A 22,769-nucleotide genomic window follows, 5' to 3' on the forward strand; every position below is an offset into this window, starting at 1 on the left:
ACACTGTCAGAGCCCCCTCCCGGCCGGGGCGGGTACGACCCGCCCGGGTCAGCGCCGCTCCCCGGTCAGGCTTTCGGGCAGGTCGGCGCGGCGCGTCACGCTGAGCTTGCGGTAGACGCGGGTCAGGTGCTGCTCCACCGTGCTCACCGTGATGAACAGCTTGGCGGCGATCTCCCGGTTGGAGTAGCCGTCGGCCGCCAGCGCAGCCACCCGCCGCTCGGCGTCGCTGAGCACCGGCCGCGCGCCGGGGTCCTCGCCCACCCACGCGCCGTCACCGCCGTCCGGCAGCGCCCGGCTCAGCACGCCGGCCTGGCACTCCTGGGCCAGGGCGCGGGCCCGGCGGCTCAGCACCGCGGCCCTGCGGAACTCGCCGACCTCGTGGTACGCCTCGGTGAGGCCGGTCAGCGACCTGGCCAGCTCGTACTTGTCGCCGCCGTCCTGCAGCAGCTCGGCCGACTGGCGCAGCAGCATCACGCGGTGGCGCTTCTCGGCGGTGGCGGCCAGCACGCGCAGCGCCATGCCCTGCACCCGCCTGGACCCGCCGGAGCGCGCCAGCTGCTCCTCCACGAGCAGGCGTGCCTCCTCCGCCTCGCCGAGGGCGATCAGGGCCTGAGCCGCGTCCAGCCGCCAGGCGATGAACTCGGCGCTGTCGAGCTCCCACGCGCCCATGAGCTCGCCGCACAGCCGCAGATCGCGCAGCGCCTGCCGGGCCTGACCGGCCGCCAGATGGAAGCGGCCCTTGCCGTACAGGTACTGCAGCCCGAACCTGGTCTCGAGCATGGCCTCCGGCACCGGCCGGGTGGCCGGCGGCAGGAACTCCTCGTGCCGGCCCATCGCCGCGCCGGCCAGCAGCAGGCTGCCCAGCGGCCCGCCGACGGCGACCCCCCAGCTGTCCGGCGGGATGAGCTCCAGAGCGCGCCGGGCGTCGGCCGCCGCCGCGGCGGGGTCGCCCCTGCGCAGGCCGATCTCGGCGCGGATGGCCGACAGGCGGGCCTGCCGGCTCGGGGCCCTGCGCGAGGCCGCCTCGGCGATGAAGGAGTCGCACCAGGGCGCGGCCAGGTCGGCCCTGCCTGTGTACGTCAGGGCCAGCAGCGCGCTCTCCACCGTGTCCATCGACATCTCGTCCAGCCGCGAGCCGCGCAGGATGCGCTCGGCCGTCACCGCCGTCTCCGGGAGCGGGCCCTGCGTCAGCGCGCGCACCAGCGCGTCCGCCGACTCCGTCCGGCGGTCCGCGCTGAGGGAGTGGGCGGCGCCGCCCGTCTGCTCGTCGGTCAGCTCGGGCAGGTGCTGCAGGAACGAGGGGCAGCTGCTGCGGAACCAGGCGTGCGCCACGGCCAGCTCCGCCACCGCGTCCCGGTCCAGCTCGTCCAGCTTCCTCAGGTGACCGAGGACGTCCCTGGCGTCCTCGGCGTGGCCGTGCCACAGCAGCGCCTTGGCCAGCACCACGGCGTCGCCGCCCGTCAGGTGGCCCTGTCGCAGCGCCTCGGTCAGGTCGGCCAGATGCCCGGCGGGGGTGCCGGGGTCGATCCGCCACTTGGCCCGCACCAGAGTGGTGGCGATCCTGGCGCGCCGCCGCTCGTCCGGGCAGGAGCGCAGGGCCAGCATGAGGTACTCGATCGCGGACTCCACGCCGTCGTCCCGCAAGGCCCGCGCCGCGGCCTCCTCCAGGATCGGCAGCGCCCACGGCTCGCTCGCGTGCCCTGCCCGCAGCAGGTGCCCGGCCACCACCGGGGCAGGCGCGCCGTCGCGGTAGGTCAGCTCGGCGGCCCGGCGATACAGCTCGACGCGCTCATGCTCGTCCAGCCCGGCCAGCACGGCGGACCTGGCGGCCTCGTCGCGGAACCTGCCGCCGTCCAGCAGCCCGGCACGGGTCAGCTCCTGGATCGCCTTGGCGGTGGCCGTGTCGTTCTGGCCGAGCAGCCGGGAGACCGGCCCTGCCTCGCCGAGCACGGCCAGCGCCCGAGCCACCCGGGACGTGCCGTCCCCCGCGCGGTGCAGGCAGGCGAGCACGGCCTCGGCGTACCGCTCGCCCCTGCCGTCCCCCGCCCTGTGATCCTCGAGGAGCGCGTCCACCAGCAGCCGGTTGCCGCCGGTCAGCGCATGCCAGCGCGCCGGCGCGGCGCCGGTGTCTCCGGAGGCCAGCCGCGTCACCTCTCCAGGGGACAGGTGCCCGAGGCGGACCGCGCGGCAGTGCGGTTGCCGCAGCATCTCCGCGTACAGGCTGCCGAGGGCGTGCGGGTCCGGCACGCTGAAGACCAGCATGACCTTGGCGTACGCGATCCGCCGCGCCAGGTGCGACAGGCACTGCTGCGAGGCGGGGTCGGCGTGGTGCAGGTCGTCCACGACGATGAGCAGCGGGCACCGCTCCGACAGCTCCAGCAGCACGGTGCAGAGCGCGTCCACGATCAGCACGTCCACCTGCTCGCCGGCGGGCACGCCCGCCTGGCCGGTCGGCAGGTGCCCGCTGGCCCCTTCGCGGAGCAGACCGATGGCGGTGGCGCGGTTCCGCTCGGTCATCGGCGCGCCGAGCACGAGCTGCGACAGCACGCCGAGCGGAAGCGCGCTCTCGGCGCGCGAGCCGGTGGCGGTGAGCGGGAGGGCGCCATGGTCGAAGGTGTGCTCGGCGAGGCCGTACAGGAGCGCGCTCTTACCGGTGGCGATCGTGCCGGTCACCATCGCGACGCGGCCCCTGCCCGCCACCGCCTCGTTCAGGAGTTCCCGCAGCGTGGCCATCTCGTGCCGCTGGACGTCCTCGGCCATGACGGCCCTCCTTCGTTCAGTAGGGGAGCGGTCGACCTGATGGAGTGCGCAGGTCGGGGTCAGGGCCGGGGCGGCGGTTCGGCCGCGGCCTCCTTCTGGTGACGCGGGTCATCTCGGTCTCCTCCCGGACGTCAGCCCGCCGCCGCCAGGCGGCGCGGCTCGGGCAGGGGGCGGGACGGCCGCAGCCGCGTGTGGCCCGCCAGCCGGGCGCTTCCGGCGCGTACGGCGGAGAACGCGGCCGCGACCGCGTCGGCGCCGATGCCCACGCCCCACGCGACTCCCTCCGTCCCGGTCCCGCCAGGTCCGCCTGTGGTGCATTCCGCATAGACCACGACGTCGCGCGGGGAGCGACGGGGGAGGGCGGCGCGTTCCGGCGTCATCGCCGGCTCGTCCAGCGGGGGAGCGGTCCTGTGCACGGCGCGCACGTCGATCCCCCACGGGCCGAGCGCCGCGCGGAGGTCGCGCTGCCCTTCGAGGGCGCAGGCGCCGTCGACCCAGAGCGTGACGGTGACCGGCTCGCCCCCGGGCTCGCCCGGCGCGCCGTGGTACACGTACTCCTTGCGGAACAGCTCGCCGATCCGGCTCGGGGACAGCTCGCCGCCTTCCGCGTCGGCCTGCGCCTGTACCCGGGCCGCCAGGTCGGCCTGGAGACCGCGGGGCAGGTCGAGCCCGTGCCAGGCGCTCATCACGTACGCGACCCCGCCCTTGCCGGACTGACTGTTGACCCGCACGACCGCCTCGTAGGTCCGCCCCACGTCCTTGGGGTCCACCGGCAGGTACGGCGTCCGCCACGGGAGCTCGCCGACCGGCACCCCGGCACGGGCAGCGAGCCGCTCGCGCTCGTCGAACCCCTTCTTGATCGCGTCCTGGTGCGATCCCGAGAAGGCGGTGTACACCAGGTCGCCCGCGTACGGATGCCGCGGGTGGACGGGCATCTGGTTGCACTCCTCCACGGTGCGCCGGACGGCGTTGATGTCGGACAGGTCGATGCCCGGGTCGATGCCGTGCACGAACAGGTTCATGCAGAGCGTCACCAGGCAGACGTTGCCGGCCCGCTCGCCGTTGCCGAACAGGCAGCCCTCGATCCGCTCGGCTCCGGCCAGGAGGGCCAGCTCGGCCGCGGCGACTCCGGTCCCGCGGTCGTTGTGCGGGTGGACGGACAGGCACACGTGCTCGCGGCGGGACAGATGGCGGTCGAGCCACTCGATCTGGTCGGCGAAGACGTTGGGCAGCGACCGCTCGACGGTGGTCGGGAAGTTGAGGATGATCCCCCGGCCCGCCTCCGGCTGCCAGACGTCCATGACCGCCTCGCACACCTCCAGGGCGAAGTCCGGCTCGGTCTCGTTGAACAGCTCAGGGGAGTACTGGTAGCTCAGGTCGCAGCCGCCGAGCACGTGCTCCGCACGGTCCATCATCACCTGCGTGGCCCGCACCGCCATGTCGCGGCAGCCGGCGCGGTCGAGGCCGAACACCAACTCCCTGAAGAGCGGCGACGTGGCGTTGTAGATGTGGATCATCGCGCGGGACGCGCCCCTGAGGCAGTCCACGGTGGCCCTGACGAGCTCCTCGCGGGCCTGGGTGAGCACGGTGATGCGCACGTCGTCGGGGATGAGGTCCCGTTCGATGAGCAGCCGGACGAAGTCGTGGTCGTCCTGGCTGGCGACGGGGAAACCGACCTCGATCTCCTTGAAGCCCGTGTTCACCAGCAGGTCGAACATCATGAGCTTGCGTTCGGGGGACATCGGGCGGGGCAGCGACTGGTTGCCGTCCCGCAGGTCGGTGGAGAGCCACCGGGGAGCCGAATGGATGCGCCTGCCCGGCCAGGTGCGATCGGGCAGATCGAGGGGCGTGAATGCGGTGTAACGTCCGGCACCCTGCATGGTGGATTTTCCTTTCGTGGGTGACCCTCGTTTTCCTGAAGTGCTCGGAACAGGGGTTGGAAATCCGCAGCGACGTTTCTAAGGTGGAGGATCCCCACCCCGCGTTCATGTACCGGTGTTATGGCCGGACGTTATAGGGGCTCCGGCGGCCGAGCAATACGGGCATCAGGAGTTCGGCGGGAATAACCCGTGGAAGCCTGCCGCGTATCGAAAGGAGCAGGGCCCGCTACAACCTTCGGATCGCTCCTTATCAGTGGCGCCGCCCGCGATCACAATGCGAGTCATGGCAGCCTTCCCCCCGCGCGCCCTCGCCTTCTGCGTCGCCGAGGCTCGTCCCATGGTGCTGGCCATCTCGGCCATGCGCTACCTGACCGGCGTCGCGCTCGCACTGCCCGCCGCCACAGCCGCCGCCTCCCTCCCGCAGATCTCCCAGGGGGCGGTCGCCTGGGTGCTGTCCATCTTCGCGGTCTACCTCTACAACGGCGTCACCGACGTCATGGAGGACCGGATCAACGGTTCCGGCAGGCCCATCGCAAGGGGCGACCTGGACGCGCGGGTGGCCGCCGCCGTGGCCGCCGGCGCGGGCTGTCTGGCGCTCGTCGCGACGTCGGGCCTGCCGGCGCCGATGTTCTGGATCGTCGCGGCCAACCTGGTGCTGGGCTACCTGTACTCAGGGCCGCCATTGCCGCTGAAGGCCAGTTCGGGCGGCACGGTGGCGGTGCTGTGCCTGTCGGGCATGCTGTCCTATCTGGCGGGCTTCACCGTCGCGACGGCGGGCGGGGGCGTGGCCGCGCCGACCGCGCTCGTGTTGTTCGCGGGCGTGGCCATCTGCTGGATGGTGTTCGTCGGCGTGCCCGCCAAGGATCTGTCCGACATCGCGGGGGACGCGGCGGCCGGCCGGCGCACGCTCGGCGTGCGGCTCGGGGAGCGGATGTCGCGGCAGGTCATGGTGGGCGCGGCGGTCGTGCTCCTGGCGGGGTTCGGCGTGGCGGTCTCGCTGCTGCGGGTGCGGCTGGGGGGCGTCGTGCTGGTCCTTGCCGTGGGGGTCGTCGCGGTGGCGGTCGCGGGACTGCTGGCGGCCCCGCGACCCGGGGGCGAGGACCGCCGCCGGACCCGCCGTCCGTATGGGGCGTTCATGGGGACGCAACATCTCCTTCATCTGACCGCGTTTTTGTCCTGGATCTGACCGAAATGTTGCATGCGTCTCCTGGTCGCGCGATAGTTTGGGGAACGCTAAACGCTCGACGGCGGAGGGGGGACATTGGAGGCCGCACACGGGGCCACGGGGGACCCTGCGGAATTAGTCGAATCGTGTCGTGATGAAATCCTCAACGAATTCGAATCGGCCCTGCAGTCCGCCGGAAACGCCGTCTTCGCAGATCAGAGCGCTCGTGAGCAGGCACTGCGCACCGCCCGCCACGTGCTGGACGACGTCACCGCTACGCTACGCGCTGGAAAGGTACAGATAGGTGAGCTCTATCAATTCCAGGCACGAGAGCTGGGAAACGTGCGTGCGGCCGGAGGGGTGCATCCCAAGTCTTCACTTGAGGCGGGCTCACTTTTCTTTCGCTCGGCGCTGCGCCATCTGACCCGCCGGATCGCGGCCGCGTACGAATCTCCCGCCGACGTCATCGCGCTGGCCATCGGCGGCCTGGAGGAGAGCCTGTCCCAGCGGGTCAGGGAGTCCGCCGACGGCTACCACAGCTTCCTGCTCAACCAGGTCCACGAGGCGCAGGAGGACGAGCGCCGCCGCATCGCCCGCGAACTGCACGATCGCATCGGGCACGGCGTCAGCGTCGCCCACCAGCAGCTCGCGCTGTCCGAGGTCTACCGGCCCGTCGACGCCGCCCGCGCCGGCGCCAAGATCAGCCTCGCCCAGCAGGCCATTCAGGAGACCATGGAGAACCTCCGGCAGATCACCTCCGAGCTGCACCCGCAGGTCCCCGTCAAGAGCCTGGAGAAGTCCCTGATCGGGTTCCTCGAGACCGTTGAGGACGACGTGGGCTCCGTCAGGCTGGAGGTGAGCGGCGACGAGTCGTGGGCCAGGCCGCGCGTGCTCGACGAGGCGTTCCTCATCGTCCGCGAGGCCGTGCGCAACGCGCTCGGCCACGGCCGGCCGAAGATCGTCCTGGTCCGGGTGGACATCGCGCCGCACGAGCTGTCGGCGTCCATCCAGGACAACGGGCGCGGCTTCGACCCCTCGCGGGCGCGCGAGCGCGGCGGCGTGGGCCTCACGTCCATGCGCGAGCGGGCCGAGCTGCTGGGCGGCCGGGTGCTCATCTCCAGCGAGCCCGGGAGCGGGTGCCTGGTCGAGCTCTTCGTCCCCCTCAAGAGGCGGGCCGGTGAACAGTAGGACGACCAGCGCCGAGATCTCCGTGGTCCTCGTGGACGATCACGCCCTGTTCAGGGAGGGTTTGCGGGAGATCCTGGAGTCGGCAGGCGGCATCAGCGTGGCAGGCGAGGCCGGCGACTCCGCCACCGCCGTGCGCGTGGTGGCCGAGACCCGGCCGGACGTGGTGCTGCTCGACGTGGAGATCCCAGGCGACGAGGTCACCGAGACCGTCGGCCGCATCCGCGAGCTCTCACCACACAGCGGGATCATCATCCTCAGCATGTACGACGGGCCCCACCTGCTCACCCGGCTGCTGTCCGCGGGCATCCGCGGCTACCTGCTCAAGAGCGTGCACCGGCACGAGCTGATCTCAGCGGTGCGCAGCGTCCACGAGGAGCCCTCCCGCCTGGTGCTCGCCGTCTCCCGCAGCAGCCTGGCCCGGGTGGAGGCGCCCTCGGCGGGAGTGCTGTCGGACAAGGAGCTGGAGGTGCTGCAGCTGGCGGCGCAGGCGCTGAGCAACAACCAGATCGCTCGACGCCTCGGGCTGGCGGAGGCGACGGTCAAGCGCCACATGCGCAACATCTTCGTCAAGCTCAACGCCGCCTCCAGGATCGACGCCGTCAACAAGGCTCTGGCCGCCTCGCTGATCCCGCCTCAGAGCAGGGGCGGCGAGGACTGACCCGCGGGGCAGGCGGGGAAGAGCTCGGACAGCGCCTCGCGGGTCTCGGCCGGCAGTTCGACCGACGAGGCGGCGAGGTTCATCTCCAGGTGGACCGGGTCACGCGTGCTCGGGACTGGCACGACGCCGTCGTCCTGGGCCAGGAGCCAGCTCAGCGCGAGCCGCCCTGCGCCCACGTCGAGCCGTGCGGCCATGGCCTCCAGCGCCTTCAGCCGGGGCGCGCCCGAGTTCCGCTCCGCCGGACCGAAACGGGGATCGGCGTGCCGCCAGTCGCCGGGCTCGAAGCCGGGGTGCGGACCCACCCGGCCGGTGAGGAACCCCCGGCCCAGTGGGCGGGCGGCGACCACGGCGATGCCCAGCTCGCGCACCGTGGCCAGCAGGCCGGGCGCGGGCCGGCGGCCCCACAGGGAGTACTCCACGGCGAGCGCCGTGATCGGGTGCACCGCGTGCGCCCTGCGCACCTGCTGAGGCGTGCCGCCGGTCAGCCCCAGGTGGCCGATCTTCCCTGCCGCCACCAGCTCCGAAAGGCGCGCCACGCTCGGCTCGACGGCCAGGCGCTCGTCCTGGCAGTCCAGATAGAACAGGTCGATGCGGCCGGTGCGCAGGCGCCGGAGCGAGGCGTCGCAGTCCCGATCCAGCGAGCCGGGCCGCCCGTCGAACTCCTCCGTCCCCCGTGGGCCGTGGCGGCGCACCCCGCCGCGCGTGGCCACCACCACCTCCTCGCGCCCGGCGACGGCCCTGCCGATCAGGCTCTCCACCTGGCCCCCTGCGTAGAAGCCGGCCGTGTCGAGCAGGGTCACACCAGCGTCGAGCGCCGACCGGATCAGCCGGTCTGCGTCGGCGGCTCCGGCATGCCCGTAGACGCCCGTCAGGGCGAGCGACCCGAGCCCGACACTGGAGATAACCGGCCCCGACGGGCCGAGCCTCGTGTACCGCACGAATCCCCTTTCATTCCGCCGATTTCCGGTGCGCCTCTCCAGTGAAAAGGAGCGCCAAATCCCAGGGCAAGCCCCCACTTCACAAATAACGGGATTCGGTCGTTAACCCCCGGCGGCCCCCTGCGCATGATAGGGGGCCACCCGTGTACGCGGCCACGCCGGAACCCCTATCCGTACCCCTGATATACCGATGACACCCATAAAGATGATTGCGCTTCCTTTCGGGGGTCGTGGACGGTGGCTAATGTGCCGGTTATGCGGGGTGCGAGGAGGTTTAGGTGATCGAGGAGATCCTGCCCGTGACGGTCAAGGCTTTCGACACCTTCACCGACCCGTCCGATGTCGTCCTCTTCCCCGAGGAGGCCGCGCTGGTGCGCCTGGTGGCCGGCAAGCGGCGCGCGGAGTTCACCACCGCCCGCGACTGCGCCCACCGGGCCATGCGCCGGCTCGGCGTCGCCCCCGTCCCGATCCTGAGCGGCCCTTACGGCGAGCCGCTCTGGCCCCCTGGCGTCATCGGCAGCATCACCCACTGCGCCGGCTACCGCGCCGCCGCCGTCAGCGTGCAGCCGGGCGCCGTCGGGATCGACGCCGAGCCCGACGCCCCGCTGCCCCCCGGAGTGCTGGAGGTCGTCTCCCTTCCCCGCGAGCGCGAGATGCTGCTCGGGCTGGCCGCCCTGTATCCCCGCACGAGCTGGGACCGGCTCCTGTTCAGCGCCAAGGAGTCGGTCTACAAGGCATGGTTCCCCCTGGCCGGGCGCTGGCTCGACTTCCAGGACGCGGTGGTCAGCGTCGATCCTGAGCGCGGCACGTTCAGGGCCGAACTGCTCGTGCCGGGGCCGCGCTGGATGGGCAGGCCGCTGACCGGCTTCAGCGGTCGATGGCGAACCGGCGCAGGCCTGATCGTCACCGCCGTCGCCGCGGTGGCGGCCCCGCACGCCGTCCCGCCCGCCCGCCAGCCGGAAGGAAACCTCAGATGACCAGGTTCGGCGTCGTGCTCATCGCCGAGGACTGCTCCAGGAACGAGTGGGCAGCCAGGTGCCGGCGCGCCGAGGCGCTCGGCTACGACGTGATCGCCGTGCCCGACCACCTGAACCTGCTCGCGCCGTTCCCCACCGCGCTGCTGGCCGCGGAGGTCACCGAGCGGGCGCTGATCGGCACCTACGTGCTCAACGCCGCCTTCCACCGGCCTGCCCTGCTCGCCAGGGACGTCGCCACCCTCAACCGGCTCATGGACGGACGCCTGGAGCTGGGGCTCGGCACCGGCTACGTGCGGGCCGAGTTCGAGGCGGCAGGGCTGCCCTTCGGCGCGGGAACCCGTACCAGCACGCTGGAAAGGCTCGTCGCCGAGCTCGACCGCCTCCTGGAGCACAGGCGGCCACCTCTCATGATCGGCGGGCACGGCGACCGGGTGCTGAGCCTCGCCGCCCGCAACGCCGAGATCGTCAGTTTCACCGGCGCGCCGTTCCGCCCGGAGTACGGCAGGACCGCGCTCGTCGACGCGGGCACGCTGCTCGGGCGCGTCGCGCACGTGCGCGCGGCGGCCGGCGCACGGTCCTCGCAGCCGGAGCTCAACGTGCTGTCCAAGGCAACTGTACTGACGCGCGACCGCCGTGCGGGGGTGCGGAGCCTGCGCCGCTACGCCCCCGACCTCACCACGGAGCAGCTCCTGGAGGTGCCGACGATCTTCGCGGGCACCCCCGTGCAGATCGCCGAGCAGATCCGCAGGGATCGCGAACGGTACGGGTTCACGTACTTCACCGTGATGGACTCCGCCATGGAGGACTTCGGGAAGGTCATCGAACACCTCCGCTGACGGGCCGGTCGAGCGCGCCCGCCAGGCTGTGCAGGCAGGCGTTCAGGCTGCGCGCCTGCACGTTCAGGTAGTAGCTGTGCCGCAGCAGCGCGTCGAGCTGGTGCAGGGCGAGCCAGCGGAAGGCCGGATGGCCGGGCAGCGGATCCTCGTCCGTCTCGACGACGAGGTAGCGGTTGCGCGCGTGGTAGAAGCGGCCGCCCTCCTCCGACAGGACGGTGTCGAAGCGAATCCGCTCCGGCGGGGCGTCCAGCACCTGCGCGAGCAGCGCCGGCCGAGCCGGCGCCGGCAGGTGGTCGTAGTTGCCCGGCGTGCACTGCACGGTCGGGGCCAGCTCCACCACGTCGGTGTAGCCGGGCTCGACGCGGGCGTGCACCAGCGCGTGCAGCACCCCGCGGATCGGCCTGACCAGGAAGGCGACGAGCCCTGTGCCCACCGGCTCGATCATCGGCTGCGTCCACCGGTTCACCTCGCGGCCGTGCGCCTCCACCCGCACGCCGACGACGTCGAAGAACCTGCCGCTCTCGTGAGAGATCCGGCCGCCGGAGCGGTGCCAGCGGCGCAGCCGGTTGAGCGGCAGCGGCCTGGCCTGGATGTCCACCGTGGAGCGGACGCCGCTGAGCCAGCTCAGGATCTCGTGCACGCCGTGCGCGGCGTCCGCGCGCGGGTCGCGCGAGCGCGCCAGCATGGCGCCGAACTCGTCGCCGCCCACCGCCCCGTCCTGAAGCGGCAGGCACGCCAGCACCGTCCGGGCGTCCATGTTGACCAGATCGGGCACCGACAGCAGGTCCCGCACCCCGTGCAGCGGCAGCCACCGGAACCCCTCGGCCGCCGCCACCTCCTCGCCGACCTCCACGACCATGTTGCGGTTGCGCTTGCGATAGAACCAGGCGCCCTGCTCCGACTGGCGCACGTCGGCCAGCACCCGCCCGCGCGGCTCCCTGAAGAAGTCCAGGTACGGCACCGGCCGTCCCCTGTGCACCCCCGTGTAGTTGCTCCTGGTCGCCTGCACGGTGGGGGAGAGCTGCGGCCCGTCGACGTTGCCCGGCTCGTTCTTGGCCTGCATCAGCAGGTGCGGCACGCCGCCGACGCGCTTGAGCAGGATGCCGAGGATGCCCGCCTCGGGCTGGTTGATGATCGGCTGGGTCCAGGCCTCCACCGCCCATCCTGGCCGGCGCACGTCGAGACCCTCGACAGTGAAGAACCGGCCGCTGCGGTGGTGGATGTTGCCCGTCTCCGGGTCCTCGTGCCAGCCGGCCAACTCCTCCAGGGGCAGCCGGGTCACGCTCATGAACGTGTGCCCGGCCATCTCGCGCAGCCACTCCTGTACGTCGGTGATGGCAAGCTCCTTACAGCGCGGTCCGTCACCGGCGACGCTGCCACGGGCCGCCGGAGCCGCTCAACCCCTGCTCCCGCGCCCGACCCCTGTCCCGCGCGGGCCGGGAGGATAGGGGTTCTGCTCTGGGCCGCGGCATTCCTACTCTTCTAGGGTGGACGCCATGACCGATCACCGGGAAGTGCGGGCCAGTGACCACGACCGCGACAGGGTCGCCGAGGTGCTCCGCGTGGCCGTCGGCGAGGGGCGCATCACCCTGGAGGAGTTCAACGAGCGCGTCGACCGCACCTACACGGCCCGCACGCTGGGCGAGCTGGACGAGGTCGTGGCCGACCTGCCGGGGCCCGGAGCGCTGTCCGAGCCCACACGCGCCGCGCCGCTGCCCGTCCCGGTGGGCGGTGACACGCTGCTGCTGCACACCACCAGCGGCAGGGTCGGCCAGGTGGGCCGCTGGAGCGTGCCCCCGTACCTGAGCGCCAAGGCAGGCCGGTGGGGCAAGGTGCGGATCGACTTCACTTCGGCCGACTGCCCGCACCGGGAGGTCCTGCTCGACATCGAGATCACCTCCTGGTTCGGCGACATCGTCGTGGTGGTGCCGCGCGGCTGGGTGGTCCGCGACGAGGAGGTCGTCCGGCGATGGATGGGCGCCGTGTACAACCGCCCGCCGGTCCCGCTCGCGCCCGACGGCGTCACCGTGCGGCTCACCGGCTACGTCCAGACCGGCGACGTCTGGGTGAGGTACCGCAGGGCCACTACCTGAGGAGGATCGCATGGCGTGCCGGATCTGTTCGGGCCGTCTCCACCGTTTCGCCGACTTCGGCCGTCAGCCGGTCTCCGACGCCTTCGTCCTGCCCGGCGACACGGGCGAGGAGTTCTTCTTCGATCTGGCCGTGGGGGTGTGCGAGAGCTGCGCGATGGTGCAGCTCCTGCAGGAAGTGCCCAGGGAGCGCATGTTCCACGAGGGATACCCGTACCTGTCGTCGGGCTCGGCGGTGATGCGCGAGCACTTCCGCTCGCTGGCCGGGCGGTTGCTCGCCACCGAGCTGGCCGGGCCCGACCCGTTCATCGTCGAGCTGGGGTGCAACGACGGCACCATGCTGGCGACGATCGCCGCCGCCGGCGTCAGGCACCTCGGCGTCGAGCCGTCGGGTGGGGTGGCCGACCTGGCCGCGGCCAGGGGCGTGCGGGTGCGCAAGGACTTCTTCGAGGCCGCCACCGCGGCGAGCATCCTGGCCTTCGACGGGCCCGCCGACGTCGTCTACGCCGCCAACACGCTGTGCCACATCCCCTATCTGGACTCGATCATGAAGGGCGTCGCCACGCTGCTGCGGCCCGGCGGCGTCTTCGTCTTCGAGGACCCCTACCTGGGCGACATCCTGGAGCGCGCCTCCTTCGACCAGATCTACGACGAGCACTTCTACCTCTTCTCCGCCACCTCCGTGCGGGAGCTGGCCCGCCGCCACGGGTTCGAGCTGGTGGACGTGGAGCGGCTGCCCGTGCACGGCGGAGAGGTCCGCTACACGCTGGCCAGGCGCGGCGCCAGGACGCCGAGCCCGGCGGTGGGCGAGCTCCTGGCCGCCGAGGAGGCCGGCGCCCTGGCCGGCCCGCAGACGCTGAGGGACTTCGCGGGCCGGGTGGAAGGCATCCGCGACCGCCTCGTGGACCTGCTCACCGGCCTGCGCGCGCGAGGGGCCATGGTGTACGGCTACGGCGCGACGGCCAAGAGCGCCACGGTGCTCAACTACTGCGGCATCGGCCCCGGCCTCGTCTCGCGCATCTGCGACAGCACCCCTGCCAAGCAGGGCAGACTCACGCCCGGCTCGCACATCCCGGTCCGCGGCCCTGAGGCGTTCGCGGCCCCTTACCCGGACTACGCGCTGCTGTTCGCGTGGAACCACGCAGAGGAGATCATGGCCAAGGAGACGGCGTTCCGCGACGCGGGAGGCACGTGGATCCTGTACGTCCCCGACGTCCACCTGGTGCGGGGCTGACCCGGTGGAACACCGCGAGCTGGCCGTGGCCGGCGCCTTCGTGTTCGACCCCGAGGTCCACCCCGACCGGCGCGGCAGCTTCGCCTCGCCCTACCAGGAGAGCGTGTTCGCCGCCGCGGTGGGCCGCCCGCTCTTCCCCGTCGCGCAGGCCAGCCGGAACGTCTCCCGGCGCGGGGTGGTGCGCGGCGTGCACTACACCCTGGTCCCGCCCGGCACCGCCAAGTACGTCTTCTGCGCGGGAGGCCGGGCCCTCGACATGGTCGTCGACCTGCGGGTGGGCTCGCCGACGTTCGGCCGCTGGGAGGCTGTGGAGCTGACGGCAGGCAACGGCCGCGCGGTCTACCTCCCGCCGGGCGCAGGCCACGCGTTCGCCGCGCTCGAGGACGACACCGTGATGTGTTACCTGCTGTCCGCCGAGTACCGCAAGCAGGACGACCTCACCCTGTCGGTCCTCGACGAGGACCTCGGGCTGCCGCTGCCGGGCGGGAGGCCGCCGGCGCTGTCGGAGCGCGACGCCGCCGCGCCCACCCTGGCCGAGGCGGCGGCGCGCGGGCTGCTCCCGAGCTACGCGCCCGCTACAGCACCTTCAGCAGCGCGGTGATGATCCGCTCCTGTGACTCCACCGGCAGCGACGGGTACATCGGCAGGGAGAAGATCTCCCCGGCCAGCGCCTCGGTCACCGGCAGGCTGCCCGGCGCGTAGCCCAGATGGGCGAAGCCCGACATGGTGTGCACCGGCCACGGATAGCTGACGTTGAGATGGATGTCGAAGGCCTGCAGCGCCTGGATGATCTCGTCCCGGCGCGGGTGGCGCACGACGTACAGGTAGTAGACGTGCTCGTTGCCCGTGGCGGTCGCCGGCAGCACCAGGTCGGTGCCGGCCAGGCCCTCGGCGTAGCGGGCGGCCACCGCCCTGCGGCCGGCGATGTAGCGGTCGAGCCTGCTCAGCTTGCGGCGCAGGATCTCCGCCTGCACCTCGTCCAGCCGCGCGTTGTGGCCGGGTGTCTGGACCACGTAGTACGTCTGTTCCATCCCGTAATAGCGCAGCCGCCGCAGCGCGCGCTCCACGTCCCCGTCGGAAGTGATCGTCGCGCCCCCGTCGCCGTATGCCCCCAGCACCTTCGTCGGGTAGAAGGAGAAGGCGGCGGCGTGGCCCATCGAGCCGGCCGTCCTGCCGTGGTGGCGGGCGCCGTGGGCCTGCGCGCAGTCCTCCAGGATCACCAGCCCGTGCGCTGCGGCCAGCCGCTCCAGCGGCGCCATGTCCACGCACTGCCCGTACAGGTGGACCGGCAGCAGGCAGCGGGTGCGCGGCGTGATCGCCGCCTCCACCCGCTCCACGTCCATCAGGTACGTGTCCGCGCGTATGTCGGTGAAGACCGGGGTGGCGCCCACGGCGTCGATGGCCACCACCGTCGGCGCGGCCGTGTTGGACACCGTGATCACCTCGTCGCCCTGGCCGACGCCCAGCGCCTGCAGGCCCAGCTTGACGGCGTTGGTTCCGTTGTCGACGCCGACGCAGTGGCGCACGCCGTGATAAGCGGCGAACTCCTCCTCGAAGGAGCGGACGCTCTCGCCCAGGACGAGCCGTCCGGAGCGGAACACGGTCTCGACGGCGTCCAGGATGTCGGCTCGTTCGGATTCGTATTCGGGCAGATAATCCCATACGCGCGTGGCCATTCGTCCTCCTCGGGCTCCGGCGGCCCCAGGATAAACACCCCGAGCGGGAGCGGGGGAACCCCTAAAGGGGGAGGCGAATATGAGGGGCACGGTAGGGGTGACCGTTTCTCGCCGCCGTCCCTAGATTGGGCACCGCACGTAATGCGAAAAAATTGCCGGGAGGCTCCACATGACGGGGCGTTTTCTTTTCATGTGCCAGCCCGACCACGGTCACGTCATTCCCAGTCTCGCCGTGGTCGCTGAACTGGTCCGCCGGGGAAATCAGGTCACCTACCTCACCTCGCCCGCGATGGCCGGGCTGGTGACGGGAGCCGGCGCCACCGTGCTCCCGTACGACTCGATCTACCAGCACGTGGACCTGCGGAAGCTGGAGGACGATCCGCTCGGCCTGCTCTCGCTCTTCCTCGACGAGAGCGCGGCGATGCTCGCCGCGGCCGGCCCCGAGCACCGGCCGGACGTGATCGTCTACGACGTCTCCGTCCTGCACGCTGGGCGCATCCTGGCCAGGAAGTGGGGGCTGCCCGCCACGCAGCTCATCCCGGTCTTCGCCGCCAACGCCCACTTCTCCTTCCTCGCCGCCGTCTATGCCGAGGAGGGCGGCGAGTCCCCCGAGCTGCCGGGCTGGGTGGACGGCATGCTCGCCAGGACCCGGGAGCTGGCCGAGGCCCACGGCGTGAGCGCCGACCCCGCCGAGCTCTGGTGGGAGGTGCAGGACTCCAACCTGGTCGCCCTGCCGCGTGCCTTCCAGTTCGCCGGGGACACCTTCGACGAGCGGTTCGCCTTCGTCGGGCCCTGCCTGGGGGAGCGCCGCTTCCTCACCGGATGGGAGCCGCCGGGAGACGGGCTGCCGATCGCGCTGCTGTCCTTCGGCACCGTGCTCACCAGCCGCCCTGATCTGGTCCGCACCTGCGTGCAGGCCTTCGCCGAGCTGCCCTGGCGGGCCGTGGTGACGCTGGGCGACGGCATGGACCCTGCCGACCTCGGTCCGCTGCCGCCCACCGTCGAGGCCCGCCGGTGGGTGTCGCACCTGAGCGTGCTGCGCCACGCGTCGGTGGCGGTCACCCACGGTGGCATGGGCACCGCCATGGAGGCGCTCTACTGGGGCTGTCCCGCGGTCGTGCTCCCCGCCACCGCCATCGACAGGCTCAACGCCCGCCGCATCGAGGAGCTCGCACTCGGCCGGGCGCTCGACCCCGCGGGGCTCACCCCCGATCGCCTGGTGGAGGCGGTGCTCGCCGTCGCCTCCGACGAGCGCGTGCGGCGGGCCGCGGGCGAGATGCGGCGGGAGATCGAGTCGGCGGGCGGCACCGCCCGCGCAGCCGACGTGCTCGAACGCCGTCTGGCCGCCTGATGGAGCGGGTCGCGCCCGGGCGGGCGCCCGCCTTCGAGTTCCAGGTGCTGGGCCCGCTCACCGTGGTCAAGGACGGTGCCGAGCTGGCCATGAGCGCCAACAGGGAGCTGGTCATCCTGGCCAGCCTGCTGCTCAACGCCAACCGGGTGATGAGCGTGGAACGGCTGGTCGAAGCGGTGTGGGCGGGCTCGGCGCCCCGGAGCGCCTGGCGGCAGGTGGCCATCTGCGTGTCACGGCTGCGCCGCACGCTCGGCGCGGGCCTGATCGAGACCTCCAGCCCCGGCTACCTGCTGCGCGCCTCCCCTGCCAGCATCGACTGGCTCCGGTTCAGGGAACTGGTGGCGCGCTCGCGCGGCCATGCCGCCGCCGGCGAGCGGGAGGAGGCCGTCCTCCTGCTGCGCGACGCGCTCGCGCTCTGGCGCGGCCAGCCGTTCGAGGACATCCGCGGGCTGCGCTTCGACGCGGCGCGGATGGCCGAGTCACGGCTCGAGGCCCTGGAGACCTGCCTGGAGCTGGAGATCGAGCTCGGCCGCCACCACCAGGTGATCCCCGAGCTGCTCGCCCTCGTGGCCGAGTCGCCCTTCAGGGAGCGGGTGCGGGCGCAGCTCATGCTGGCGCAGTACCGAGCGGGCCGCCGCGCCGACGCGCTGCGGACCTACCAGGAGACCCGCCGCTACCTTCTGGAGCAGATCGGCCTCGAACCAGGCCCTGCCCTGCGGCGGCTGCACGAGCAGATCCTGCGGGACGAGTCGGCCCTCATGCGCCCGCCCGCCCCACGTCCCGCCACCGGCAGGCCCGTGCCCTCCCAGCTTCCGCCGCAGGTCCTGCCTTTCGTGGGCCGCGACAGGGAGCTGGCCACGCTCGACACCATCCTGGGCTCGGCCAGGGCGCCGGGCGCCATGGTGCTGTGCGGGGCGGCGGGCGTCGGCAAGACCACGCTGGCGGTGCACTGGGCGCACCGCCAGGCGGACCGGTTCCCCGACGGGCAGCTCTACGCCGACATGAGCGCCACCGGGCCCGCGCCGGTGATGGACCGCTTCCTGCGCGCGCTCGGTGTGCAGGAGGAGATACCGGCCGACCCCGCCGAGAAGCTCGCCCTCTACAGGAGTTGCACGGCGCGCACCCGGCTACTGGTCGTGCTGGACGGCGCTGAGGACAGCGACCAGGTGCTACCGCTGCTGCCGGGCGGGCCGGACTGCCGCGTCATCGTCACCAGCGCCAACCCGCTCGACGACCTGGTGGCCCGGCAGGGGGCCAACAGGGCGTTCCTGCAGCCCCTGGCCGACGACGCGGCCAGGCACCTGGCGGACCTGCTGGTCGGCGGGGCGCTCGGCCCCCAGGCGGTGGCCGACCTCGTGGTCACCTCACGCGGCAACCCGCTGTCGCTGCGGCTCGGCGCCGCCCGCCTGCGCTCCCGCGCGGGGCAGCCAGCCGCCTGACACCGCCGCGGGCGTTCCTGGCCGGGCGGCCCGCATCCCGGCTCCGCCGTGTCAGCGCCTGGACAGGACCAGTTCGATGGCCTTCGTGAGCGCCCGCGCCGAGGCGGGGCCGTCCGGGGAGCGCCAGGCGACGTGACCGTCAGGACGGATGAGGACGGCGCCCTCAGGTCCGAGCCCGTACTCCTTGGCCCAGGTGGGCGAGACGAACGGGCCGGAGGGACAGCGGCCCGCGGCGGTGAACGGGCCCCCGGGGACGTGCGGGGAGGACTCCTCGGACGTGGGCAGGTCGTCGGCGGTGACCTCCTCGGCGGTGACCTCCACAGCGGCGGTCACCTCGGCGGCGATCTCCTCGGCGGCGATCTCCACGGTGGTGAGCGAGACACCGGTGCGGCGGGCCGCCTCCGCGGCCGGTCCCGGCCAGCCGGCGCCGGCGGGAGCGAGCAGCGTGAAGCGCGGGCCGAGCAGGTCCAGTGTGGAGACACGTCCGTCCTGGCCATGGAGCCACACGTGCGGGGCCCGATGCCCTGGCCGGGCGGTGGGGACGTACGTCCGGTACGGGTCGGCGGGCGCGGGGGGCGCGGTGCCGTCGGACAGCACGGCGCGGGAGTCGTAGCCGAACCCCAGCACCAGACCCTCGCAGCTGCGCCGCCCTGCCTGCCGCTCGATCGCCTCCCGCATGGACAGCCTGCCCTCCATCATGTCGAAGGTGATCAGCGCGTTGTTCAGGCTCTCGTCCACCGTGCGGGCGGCGATGGGCCGGCGTTCCGCCTCGTACGTGTCCAGCAGCTCCTCACCCGCCGTGCCGCGCAGCACGGCGGCCAGCTTCCAGGCCAGGTTGTGCGCGTCCTGGATGCCGCAGTTCATGCCGAACCCGCCCTGCGGCGTCGCCACGTGCGCGGCGTCGCCCGCCAGGAAGACCGGCCCGGCCCTGAAGGCGGCGGCCACCATGGCCTGCTGCAGCCACGGCATCACGCCGAGGATGGTGACGGGCAGGCCGGGCACACCCACGGCGGCGCGCACGGCCGCCAGGCACGCCTCCTCGGTGAAGTCCGCAGGGCTGCCGCCGAGCTCGGGCTCGTAGCCGGTCTGCACCATCCAGCGCCGCTCGTGGTCGACCGCCTCCACGGCACAGGGCGGGTCGCGCAGGAAGGACAGCGCGGCCCGCCGGTCGGGGGGCAGGAAGCCGAGGTCCGCTTCGAACATGATGCTGATCATGTGGCCGAGCGGCGGCGGACCCTCGGCCGCGATGCCGAGGCCCTCGCGCACGCCGCTGCGGCTGCCGTCGGCGGCCACCAGGTAGCGGCAGCGCACCAGCGTCTCGCCGTCCGCGCGGTTCACGGTCGCCGTCACGCCGCCGGCGGTGGCGCGCATGCCGGTCATGGTGGCGCCGAACCACACCTCCGCCTCAGGCCGGGACTCGGTCAGTCGCCGGAGGATCACCTCCAGGCGGTCCTGCGCGCACAGGAAGGTGTAGGTGGGGCTCTGCGGTGCGTCCCGGTCCAGCTCCGCGGCGGACCTGACGAAGTCGCCGGCGGTCAGGGAGCTGCCGACCCCCACCGCGAGGTACTCCTCCCGGGGCATGCCGGCGCGCTCCACCTCCTCCTGGATGCCCCAGCCGCGCAGCAGCTCCATCGTCCTGGTGGTGATCAGGCGCGCCTTCGGGAAAATCGACGTGTCCGCACGCCTTTCCACCAGCAGCACCGATATTCCGTGACGGGCGAGCTCAATGGCGGCGCAGAGCCCGACAGGCCCGCCTCCGACGACCAGAACTTCTACATCGAGCTCATTCATGGGCCAAGAGTCATATATCGCGAATATTCAGGTCAATGCCGGGATATCTGGGTGATGCAGGCGTGATATCGCGGCTTAGTAGCTTATGCGTAAAGATCCAGATTGATCGATGCGGTGATTATCGAATTCCTGGAGAGATGATGCTCTTTGCCCCCGGCTCCGTGGCCGTGGTGACGGGCGGGTCCCGCGGGATCGGCCGGGCCGTCGCGCTCGACCTGGCCCGGGAGGGCGCCCACGTCATCGTCAACTACGCCCAGTCCGAGCGCGACGCCAAGGAAGTGGCCGACCAGATCGCGCAGGAGGGCGGCAGCGCGAGCGCCGTGCAGGCCGACGTCACCGACGAGGACGCGGTCAAGCGCCTCTTCCGCACCGTGCGGGCCGACCACGGGCGGCTCGACGTGCTGGTGACCAGCGCCGGCGTCACCAGGGACCGCTACCTCATCGCGATGAGCCTGGAGCAGTTCCGCGCTCCCGTGGACACCAACCTCGTCGGCACCTTCCTCGCCTGCAGGGAGGCGCTGAAGTTGATGCAGCACCAGCGGAGCGGGTCGATCGTGACCATCTCCTCCTCCAGCGGGCTCGACGGCGGCTTTCCCGGCCAGACCAACTACGTGGCGTCCAAGGGCGCGATCATCGCCTTCACCCACGCGCTGTCGAACGAGGCGGCCCCGCACGGGGTGCGGGCCAACGTGGTCGCCCCCGGCTTCGTCGCCACCGACATGACCCGCAAGGTGCCTGCCGACATCAAGAAGCGCTACGAGTCGCGCATCCGGCTGGGCCGGATGGGCCGGCCGGAGGAGATCGCCTCCATCGTCAGCTTCCTCGCCTCGGACAAGGCCTCGTACATGTCCGGCTCGGTGGTCGTCGCGCACGGCGGTGGCCTCCAGTGACCGGCCCCGACCATCAGCCTGGCGCACAAGGAGAACCCATGACCATCGACGAACTGCGGGCGAAGGCCGCCCAGCGGCAGCAGACCTGCAGCCAGATCAAGAAGATGATCGTGTCGAGGCTCGACCTGGAGATCGAGCCCGGCTGGATCACCGACGACCAGCCGCTGTTCGGCCGCGGCCTCGAACTGGACAGCCTCGACGTGCTGGAGCTCTACGTCGCCATCGAGGCCGAGTTCGGCGTCGCGCTCTACGACAGCGACATGGCGGTGTTCGGCTCGGTGTCGCGACTGGCGGACGAGGTCGACCCCACGCTGAGGGCGCCGGCATGACGGTGGCACAGCAGGCGCCGCCCGTCTCCGGGCTGACCCACGACCAGGTCCGCGCCGTCCTGCCGCACCGCTGGCCGATGCTGCTGCTCGACAGGGTCGTCAAGGTGGTGCCCGGCGTCAAGGGAACGGCGACCAAGAACGTCACCGGCACCGAGCTGTGGTTCCAGGGACACTTCCCCGGCCAGGCGGTGCTGCCCGGGGTCGTCGTCGTCGAGGCCATGGCCCAGCTCGCCGGCGTGGTCTTCGCCCTGGCGGGCGCCAGCGAGATCAGCTACCTGGCGGGCGTCAGGTCGATGCGCTTCCGCCGCCCGGTCGTGCCCGGCGACCAGCTCGTGCTGACGGCCGAGCAGACCGGTGGCGGCTCAGGGTTCGCCGAGTACCGGGTCTCGGCCCGGGTGGACGGCCAGGTCGCCGCCGAAGGAAACCTCACGATCGCCGATCCGGCGACCCAACGTTCTGTGCGAAAGGTGTGAACCATGGCTAGCGTCCTCGCGTCCCGGCATCCGGAGGACACCGTCTACGGCGACGTGGGCGACGCCACCGTCCCGCTGCGCTTCTCCTCCTTCTCGCAGGAGTACCAGGTGCTCAGGGAGCGCGCGGCCGTGCTCGACCTCGGCGGGCACCGGCTCATCGAGATCACCGGCCCCGCCGCCGTGGACTTCGCCCAGCGGGTGCTGGCCCGCGACGTGGAGTACCTCACCTCCGACCGCTGCATGATGAGCCTCGTCCTCGACGAGTCCGGCCAGGTCGTGGACCAGGTCATCGCCTTCGGCCGGGAGGAGGGGCTGCTCCTGGAGAGCTCCTGCGGCGCCGGCGCCCGCCTGCTGGACCATCTGCTGGCGCACGCCGAGGAGGGCGCCGAGATCGCCGACCGCTCCGCGGACCTGACGGTCATCGGACTGGAGGGCCCGTACGCGTGGGGCGTGGTCGGCCGGCTGATCGACGGCGAACTCGCCTCGCTGCCGTTCGAGTCCGTGGTGGACACCACCTGGAACGGCGTGGACATCGTCTTCGCCAGGACCGGCTACACCGGCGAGTACGGCTACCAGATGATCGTCCCGCGGGAGGCCGCGCCCGGCCTGTGGGCGGGCGCGCTGGAGCACGCGCAGGCCGCAGGGCAGGAGGCGCTGGAGCTGGCGATGCTGGAGGTGCGCCAGCCGATCCCGCGCCACGAGGCCACCCCGGGCGCCTCGGTGATCGAGATCGGCGCCAACTGGCTGGTCGACATCACCAAGGACGACTTCGTCGGCCGCGCCGCCGTGCTGGAGGCCTTCGAGACCGGAGGCGGGCGGCGCACGGTCGGGTTCACCGGCTGCGAAGGCGTCCCGGCGCCTGGCACCCGCGTGCTCGCCGGCGGCCAGGATGTGGGCGAGGTCGTCTACGCCGTGCACAGCGCCGGCCTCGGCGCCACCCTCGGCCTGGCCCGCGTGGACCCCGAACTGGCGGCGGCAGGCCTCGGCCTCACCGTCGGCGGCGTCGGCGTCACCACGCTGACCAGCCCGTACATCGTGCCCAAGAGCTGGAGCATCCCGATCATCTGATCGGCAGGTCACGCTGAGAAGGAGGC

20 protein-coding genes are annotated in these 22,769 nt (G+C 72.3%); 14 read left to right on the forward strand and 6 right to left on the reverse strand.

Going from position 1 to position 22,769, the window contains the following annotated elements; translation table 11 throughout:
* Positions 1-48: 48 nt before the first annotated feature.
* Positions 49-2,760 (reverse strand): AAA family ATPase, encoded by a 2,712-nt coding sequence (locus ABFX55_RS02330; protein ID WP_346117127.1) that lies wholly within the window; start codon positions 2,758-2,760, stop codon positions 49-51.
* A 131-nt stretch (positions 2,761-2,891) separates the two neighbouring features.
* Positions 2,892-4,640 (reverse strand): 2-isopropylmalate synthase, encoded by a 1,749-nt coding sequence (locus ABFX55_RS02335; RefSeq protein WP_346117129.1) that lies wholly within the window; start codon positions 4,638-4,640, stop codon positions 2,892-2,894.
* Between the two features lie 283 nt (positions 4,641-4,923).
* Between ABFX55_RS02335 and ABFX55_RS02340 the strand changes: the two genes are divergently transcribed.
* The 3 genes from ABFX55_RS02340 (at position 4,924) to ABFX55_RS02350 (ending at position 7,651) form a co-directional block, all read left to right on the forward strand.
* The gene (locus tag ABFX55_RS02340) at positions 4,924-5,826 is read left to right on the forward strand and encodes a UbiA family prenyltransferase (RefSeq protein ID WP_346117130.1); all 903 of its coding nucleotides are present in this window, start codon (positions 4,924-4,926) and stop codon (positions 5,824-5,826) included.
* 321 nt (positions 5,827-6,147) lie between these two features.
* Complete coding sequence (locus ABFX55_RS02345; protein WP_346117132.1) at positions 6,148-6,993, forward strand: sensor histidine kinase; 846 nt, start codon at positions 6,148-6,150, stop codon at positions 6,991-6,993.
* Complete coding sequence (locus tag ABFX55_RS02350) at positions 6,983-7,651, forward strand: response regulator transcription factor (protein ID WP_346117134.1); 669 nt, start codon at positions 6,983-6,985, stop codon at positions 7,649-7,651. Before ABFX55_RS02345 ends, ABFX55_RS02350 begins: the two co-directional genes overlap by 11 nt.
* On the opposite strand, the gene ABFX55_RS02355 is transcribed toward ABFX55_RS02350, so the two are convergent.
* Positions 7,627-8,589 (reverse strand): aldo/keto reductase, encoded by a 963-nt coding sequence (locus ABFX55_RS02355; RefSeq protein WP_346117135.1) that lies wholly within the window; start codon positions 8,587-8,589, stop codon positions 7,627-7,629. The two genes, ABFX55_RS02350 and ABFX55_RS02355, sit on opposite strands and share 25 nt — an antisense overlap.
* 278 nt (positions 8,590-8,867) lie before the next feature.
* Between ABFX55_RS02355 and ABFX55_RS02360 the strand changes: the two genes are divergently transcribed.
* A complete protein-coding gene (locus ABFX55_RS02360; RefSeq protein ID WP_346117137.1) occupies positions 8,868-9,566 on the forward strand; it encodes a 4'-phosphopantetheinyl transferase family protein in 699 nt (232 codons plus the stop codon).
* Positions 9,563-10,402 (forward strand): TIGR03621 family F420-dependent LLM class oxidoreductase, encoded by an 840-nt coding sequence (locus ABFX55_RS02365; RefSeq protein ID WP_346117139.1) that lies wholly within the window; start codon positions 9,563-9,565, stop codon positions 10,400-10,402. Before ABFX55_RS02360 ends, ABFX55_RS02365 begins: the two co-directional genes overlap by 4 nt.
* Here the strand turns inward: ABFX55_RS02365 and ABFX55_RS02370 are convergent.
* Positions 10,383-11,738, reverse strand: coding sequence for an NDP-hexose 2,3-dehydratase family protein (locus ABFX55_RS02370; RefSeq protein ID WP_346118281.1), 1,356 nt, complete (start codon positions 11,736-11,738; stop codon positions 10,383-10,385). The genes ABFX55_RS02365 and ABFX55_RS02370 overlap by 20 nt on opposite strands.
* Before the next feature lie 160 nt (positions 11,739-11,898).
* On the opposite strand from ABFX55_RS02370, the gene ABFX55_RS02375 reads away from it, so the two are divergent.
* The 3 genes from ABFX55_RS02375 to ABFX55_RS02385 are packed head-to-tail and all read left to right on the forward strand — an operon-like array spanning position 11,899 to position 14,327.
* On the forward strand, positions 11,899-12,495 hold the full coding sequence (locus tag ABFX55_RS02375) for a DUF1707 SHOCT-like domain-containing protein (RefSeq protein ID WP_346117140.1): 597 nt from the start codon (positions 11,899-11,901) through the stop codon (positions 12,493-12,495).
* Positions 12,496-12,505: 10 nt separating this feature from the next.
* The gene (locus ABFX55_RS02380) at positions 12,506-13,726 is read left to right on the forward strand and encodes a methyltransferase domain-containing protein (RefSeq protein WP_346117141.1); all 1,221 of its coding nucleotides are present in this window, start codon (positions 12,506-12,508) and stop codon (positions 13,724-13,726) included.
* Between the two features lie 4 nt (positions 13,727-13,730).
* Positions 13,731-14,327, forward strand: a complete 597-nt coding sequence (locus tag ABFX55_RS02385; protein ID WP_346117143.1) for a dTDP-4-dehydrorhamnose 3,5-epimerase family protein — start codon at positions 13,731-13,733, stop codon at positions 14,325-14,327.
* On the opposite strand, the gene ABFX55_RS02390 is transcribed toward ABFX55_RS02385, so the two are convergent.
* Positions 14,302-15,402 (reverse strand): DegT/DnrJ/EryC1/StrS family aminotransferase, encoded by a 1,101-nt coding sequence (locus ABFX55_RS02390; protein ID WP_346117145.1) that lies wholly within the window; start codon positions 15,400-15,402, stop codon positions 14,302-14,304. The two genes, ABFX55_RS02385 and ABFX55_RS02390, sit on opposite strands and share 26 nt — an antisense overlap.
* 190 nt (positions 15,403-15,592) lie before the next feature.
* Between ABFX55_RS02390 and ABFX55_RS02395 the strand changes: the two genes are divergently transcribed.
* Both ABFX55_RS02395 and ABFX55_RS02400 read left to right on the forward strand, forming a co-directional pair.
* Complete coding sequence (locus ABFX55_RS02395) at positions 15,593-16,753, forward strand: macrolide family glycosyltransferase (protein WP_346118283.1); 1,161 nt, start codon at positions 15,593-15,595, stop codon at positions 16,751-16,753.
* A complete protein-coding gene (locus tag ABFX55_RS02400) occupies positions 16,753-18,192 on the forward strand; it encodes an AfsR/SARP family transcriptional regulator (RefSeq protein WP_346117147.1) in 1,440 nt (479 codons plus the stop codon). Before ABFX55_RS02395 ends, ABFX55_RS02400 begins: the two co-directional genes overlap by 1 nt.
* 51 nt (positions 18,193-18,243) lie before the next feature.
* On the opposite strand, the gene ABFX55_RS02405 is transcribed toward ABFX55_RS02400, so the two are convergent.
* Positions 18,244-19,983 carry an FAD-dependent oxidoreductase gene (locus ABFX55_RS02405; protein ID WP_346117149.1) on the reverse strand — a complete coding sequence of 580 codons (1,740 nt, stop codon included), beginning with the start codon at positions 19,981-19,983 and terminating at the stop codon, positions 18,244-18,246.
* 137 nt (positions 19,984-20,120) lie between these two features.
* Here ABFX55_RS02405 and fabG point away from each other — a divergent pair, with 137 nt between their 5' ends.
* Genes fabG through ABFX55_RS02425 form a run of 4 tightly spaced genes read left to right on the forward strand, consistent with a single transcriptional unit; the run spans position 20,121 to position 22,743 of the window.
* Positions 20,121-20,873 (forward strand): 3-oxoacyl-ACP reductase FabG, encoded by a 753-nt coding sequence (fabG, locus tag ABFX55_RS02410; protein WP_346117151.1) that lies wholly within the window; start codon positions 20,121-20,123, stop codon positions 20,871-20,873.
* Between the two features lie 38 nt (positions 20,874-20,911).
* Positions 20,912-21,202: an acyl carrier protein gene (locus tag ABFX55_RS02415; protein WP_183644419.1), complete on the forward strand. Its 291-nt coding sequence runs from the start codon at positions 20,912-20,914 to the stop codon at positions 21,200-21,202.
* Positions 21,199-21,675, forward strand: coding sequence for a 3-hydroxyacyl-ACP dehydratase FabZ (gene fabZ / locus ABFX55_RS02420; RefSeq protein ID WP_346117153.1), 477 nt, complete (start codon positions 21,199-21,201; stop codon positions 21,673-21,675). The genes ABFX55_RS02415 and fabZ overlap by 4 nt, the downstream gene beginning before the upstream one ends.
* A 3-nt stretch (positions 21,676-21,678) precedes the next feature.
* On the forward strand, positions 21,679-22,743 hold the full coding sequence (locus tag ABFX55_RS02425; RefSeq protein WP_346117155.1) for an aminomethyl transferase family protein: 1,065 nt from the start codon (positions 21,679-21,681) through the stop codon (positions 22,741-22,743).
* The last annotated feature ends 26 nt before the right edge of the window (positions 22,744-22,769 follow it).

The organism is Nonomuraea roseola (genome assembly GCF_039535395.1).
GTDB classification, from domain to species: Bacteria; Actinomycetota; Actinomycetes; order Streptosporangiales; family Streptosporangiaceae; genus Nonomuraea; species Nonomuraea roseola.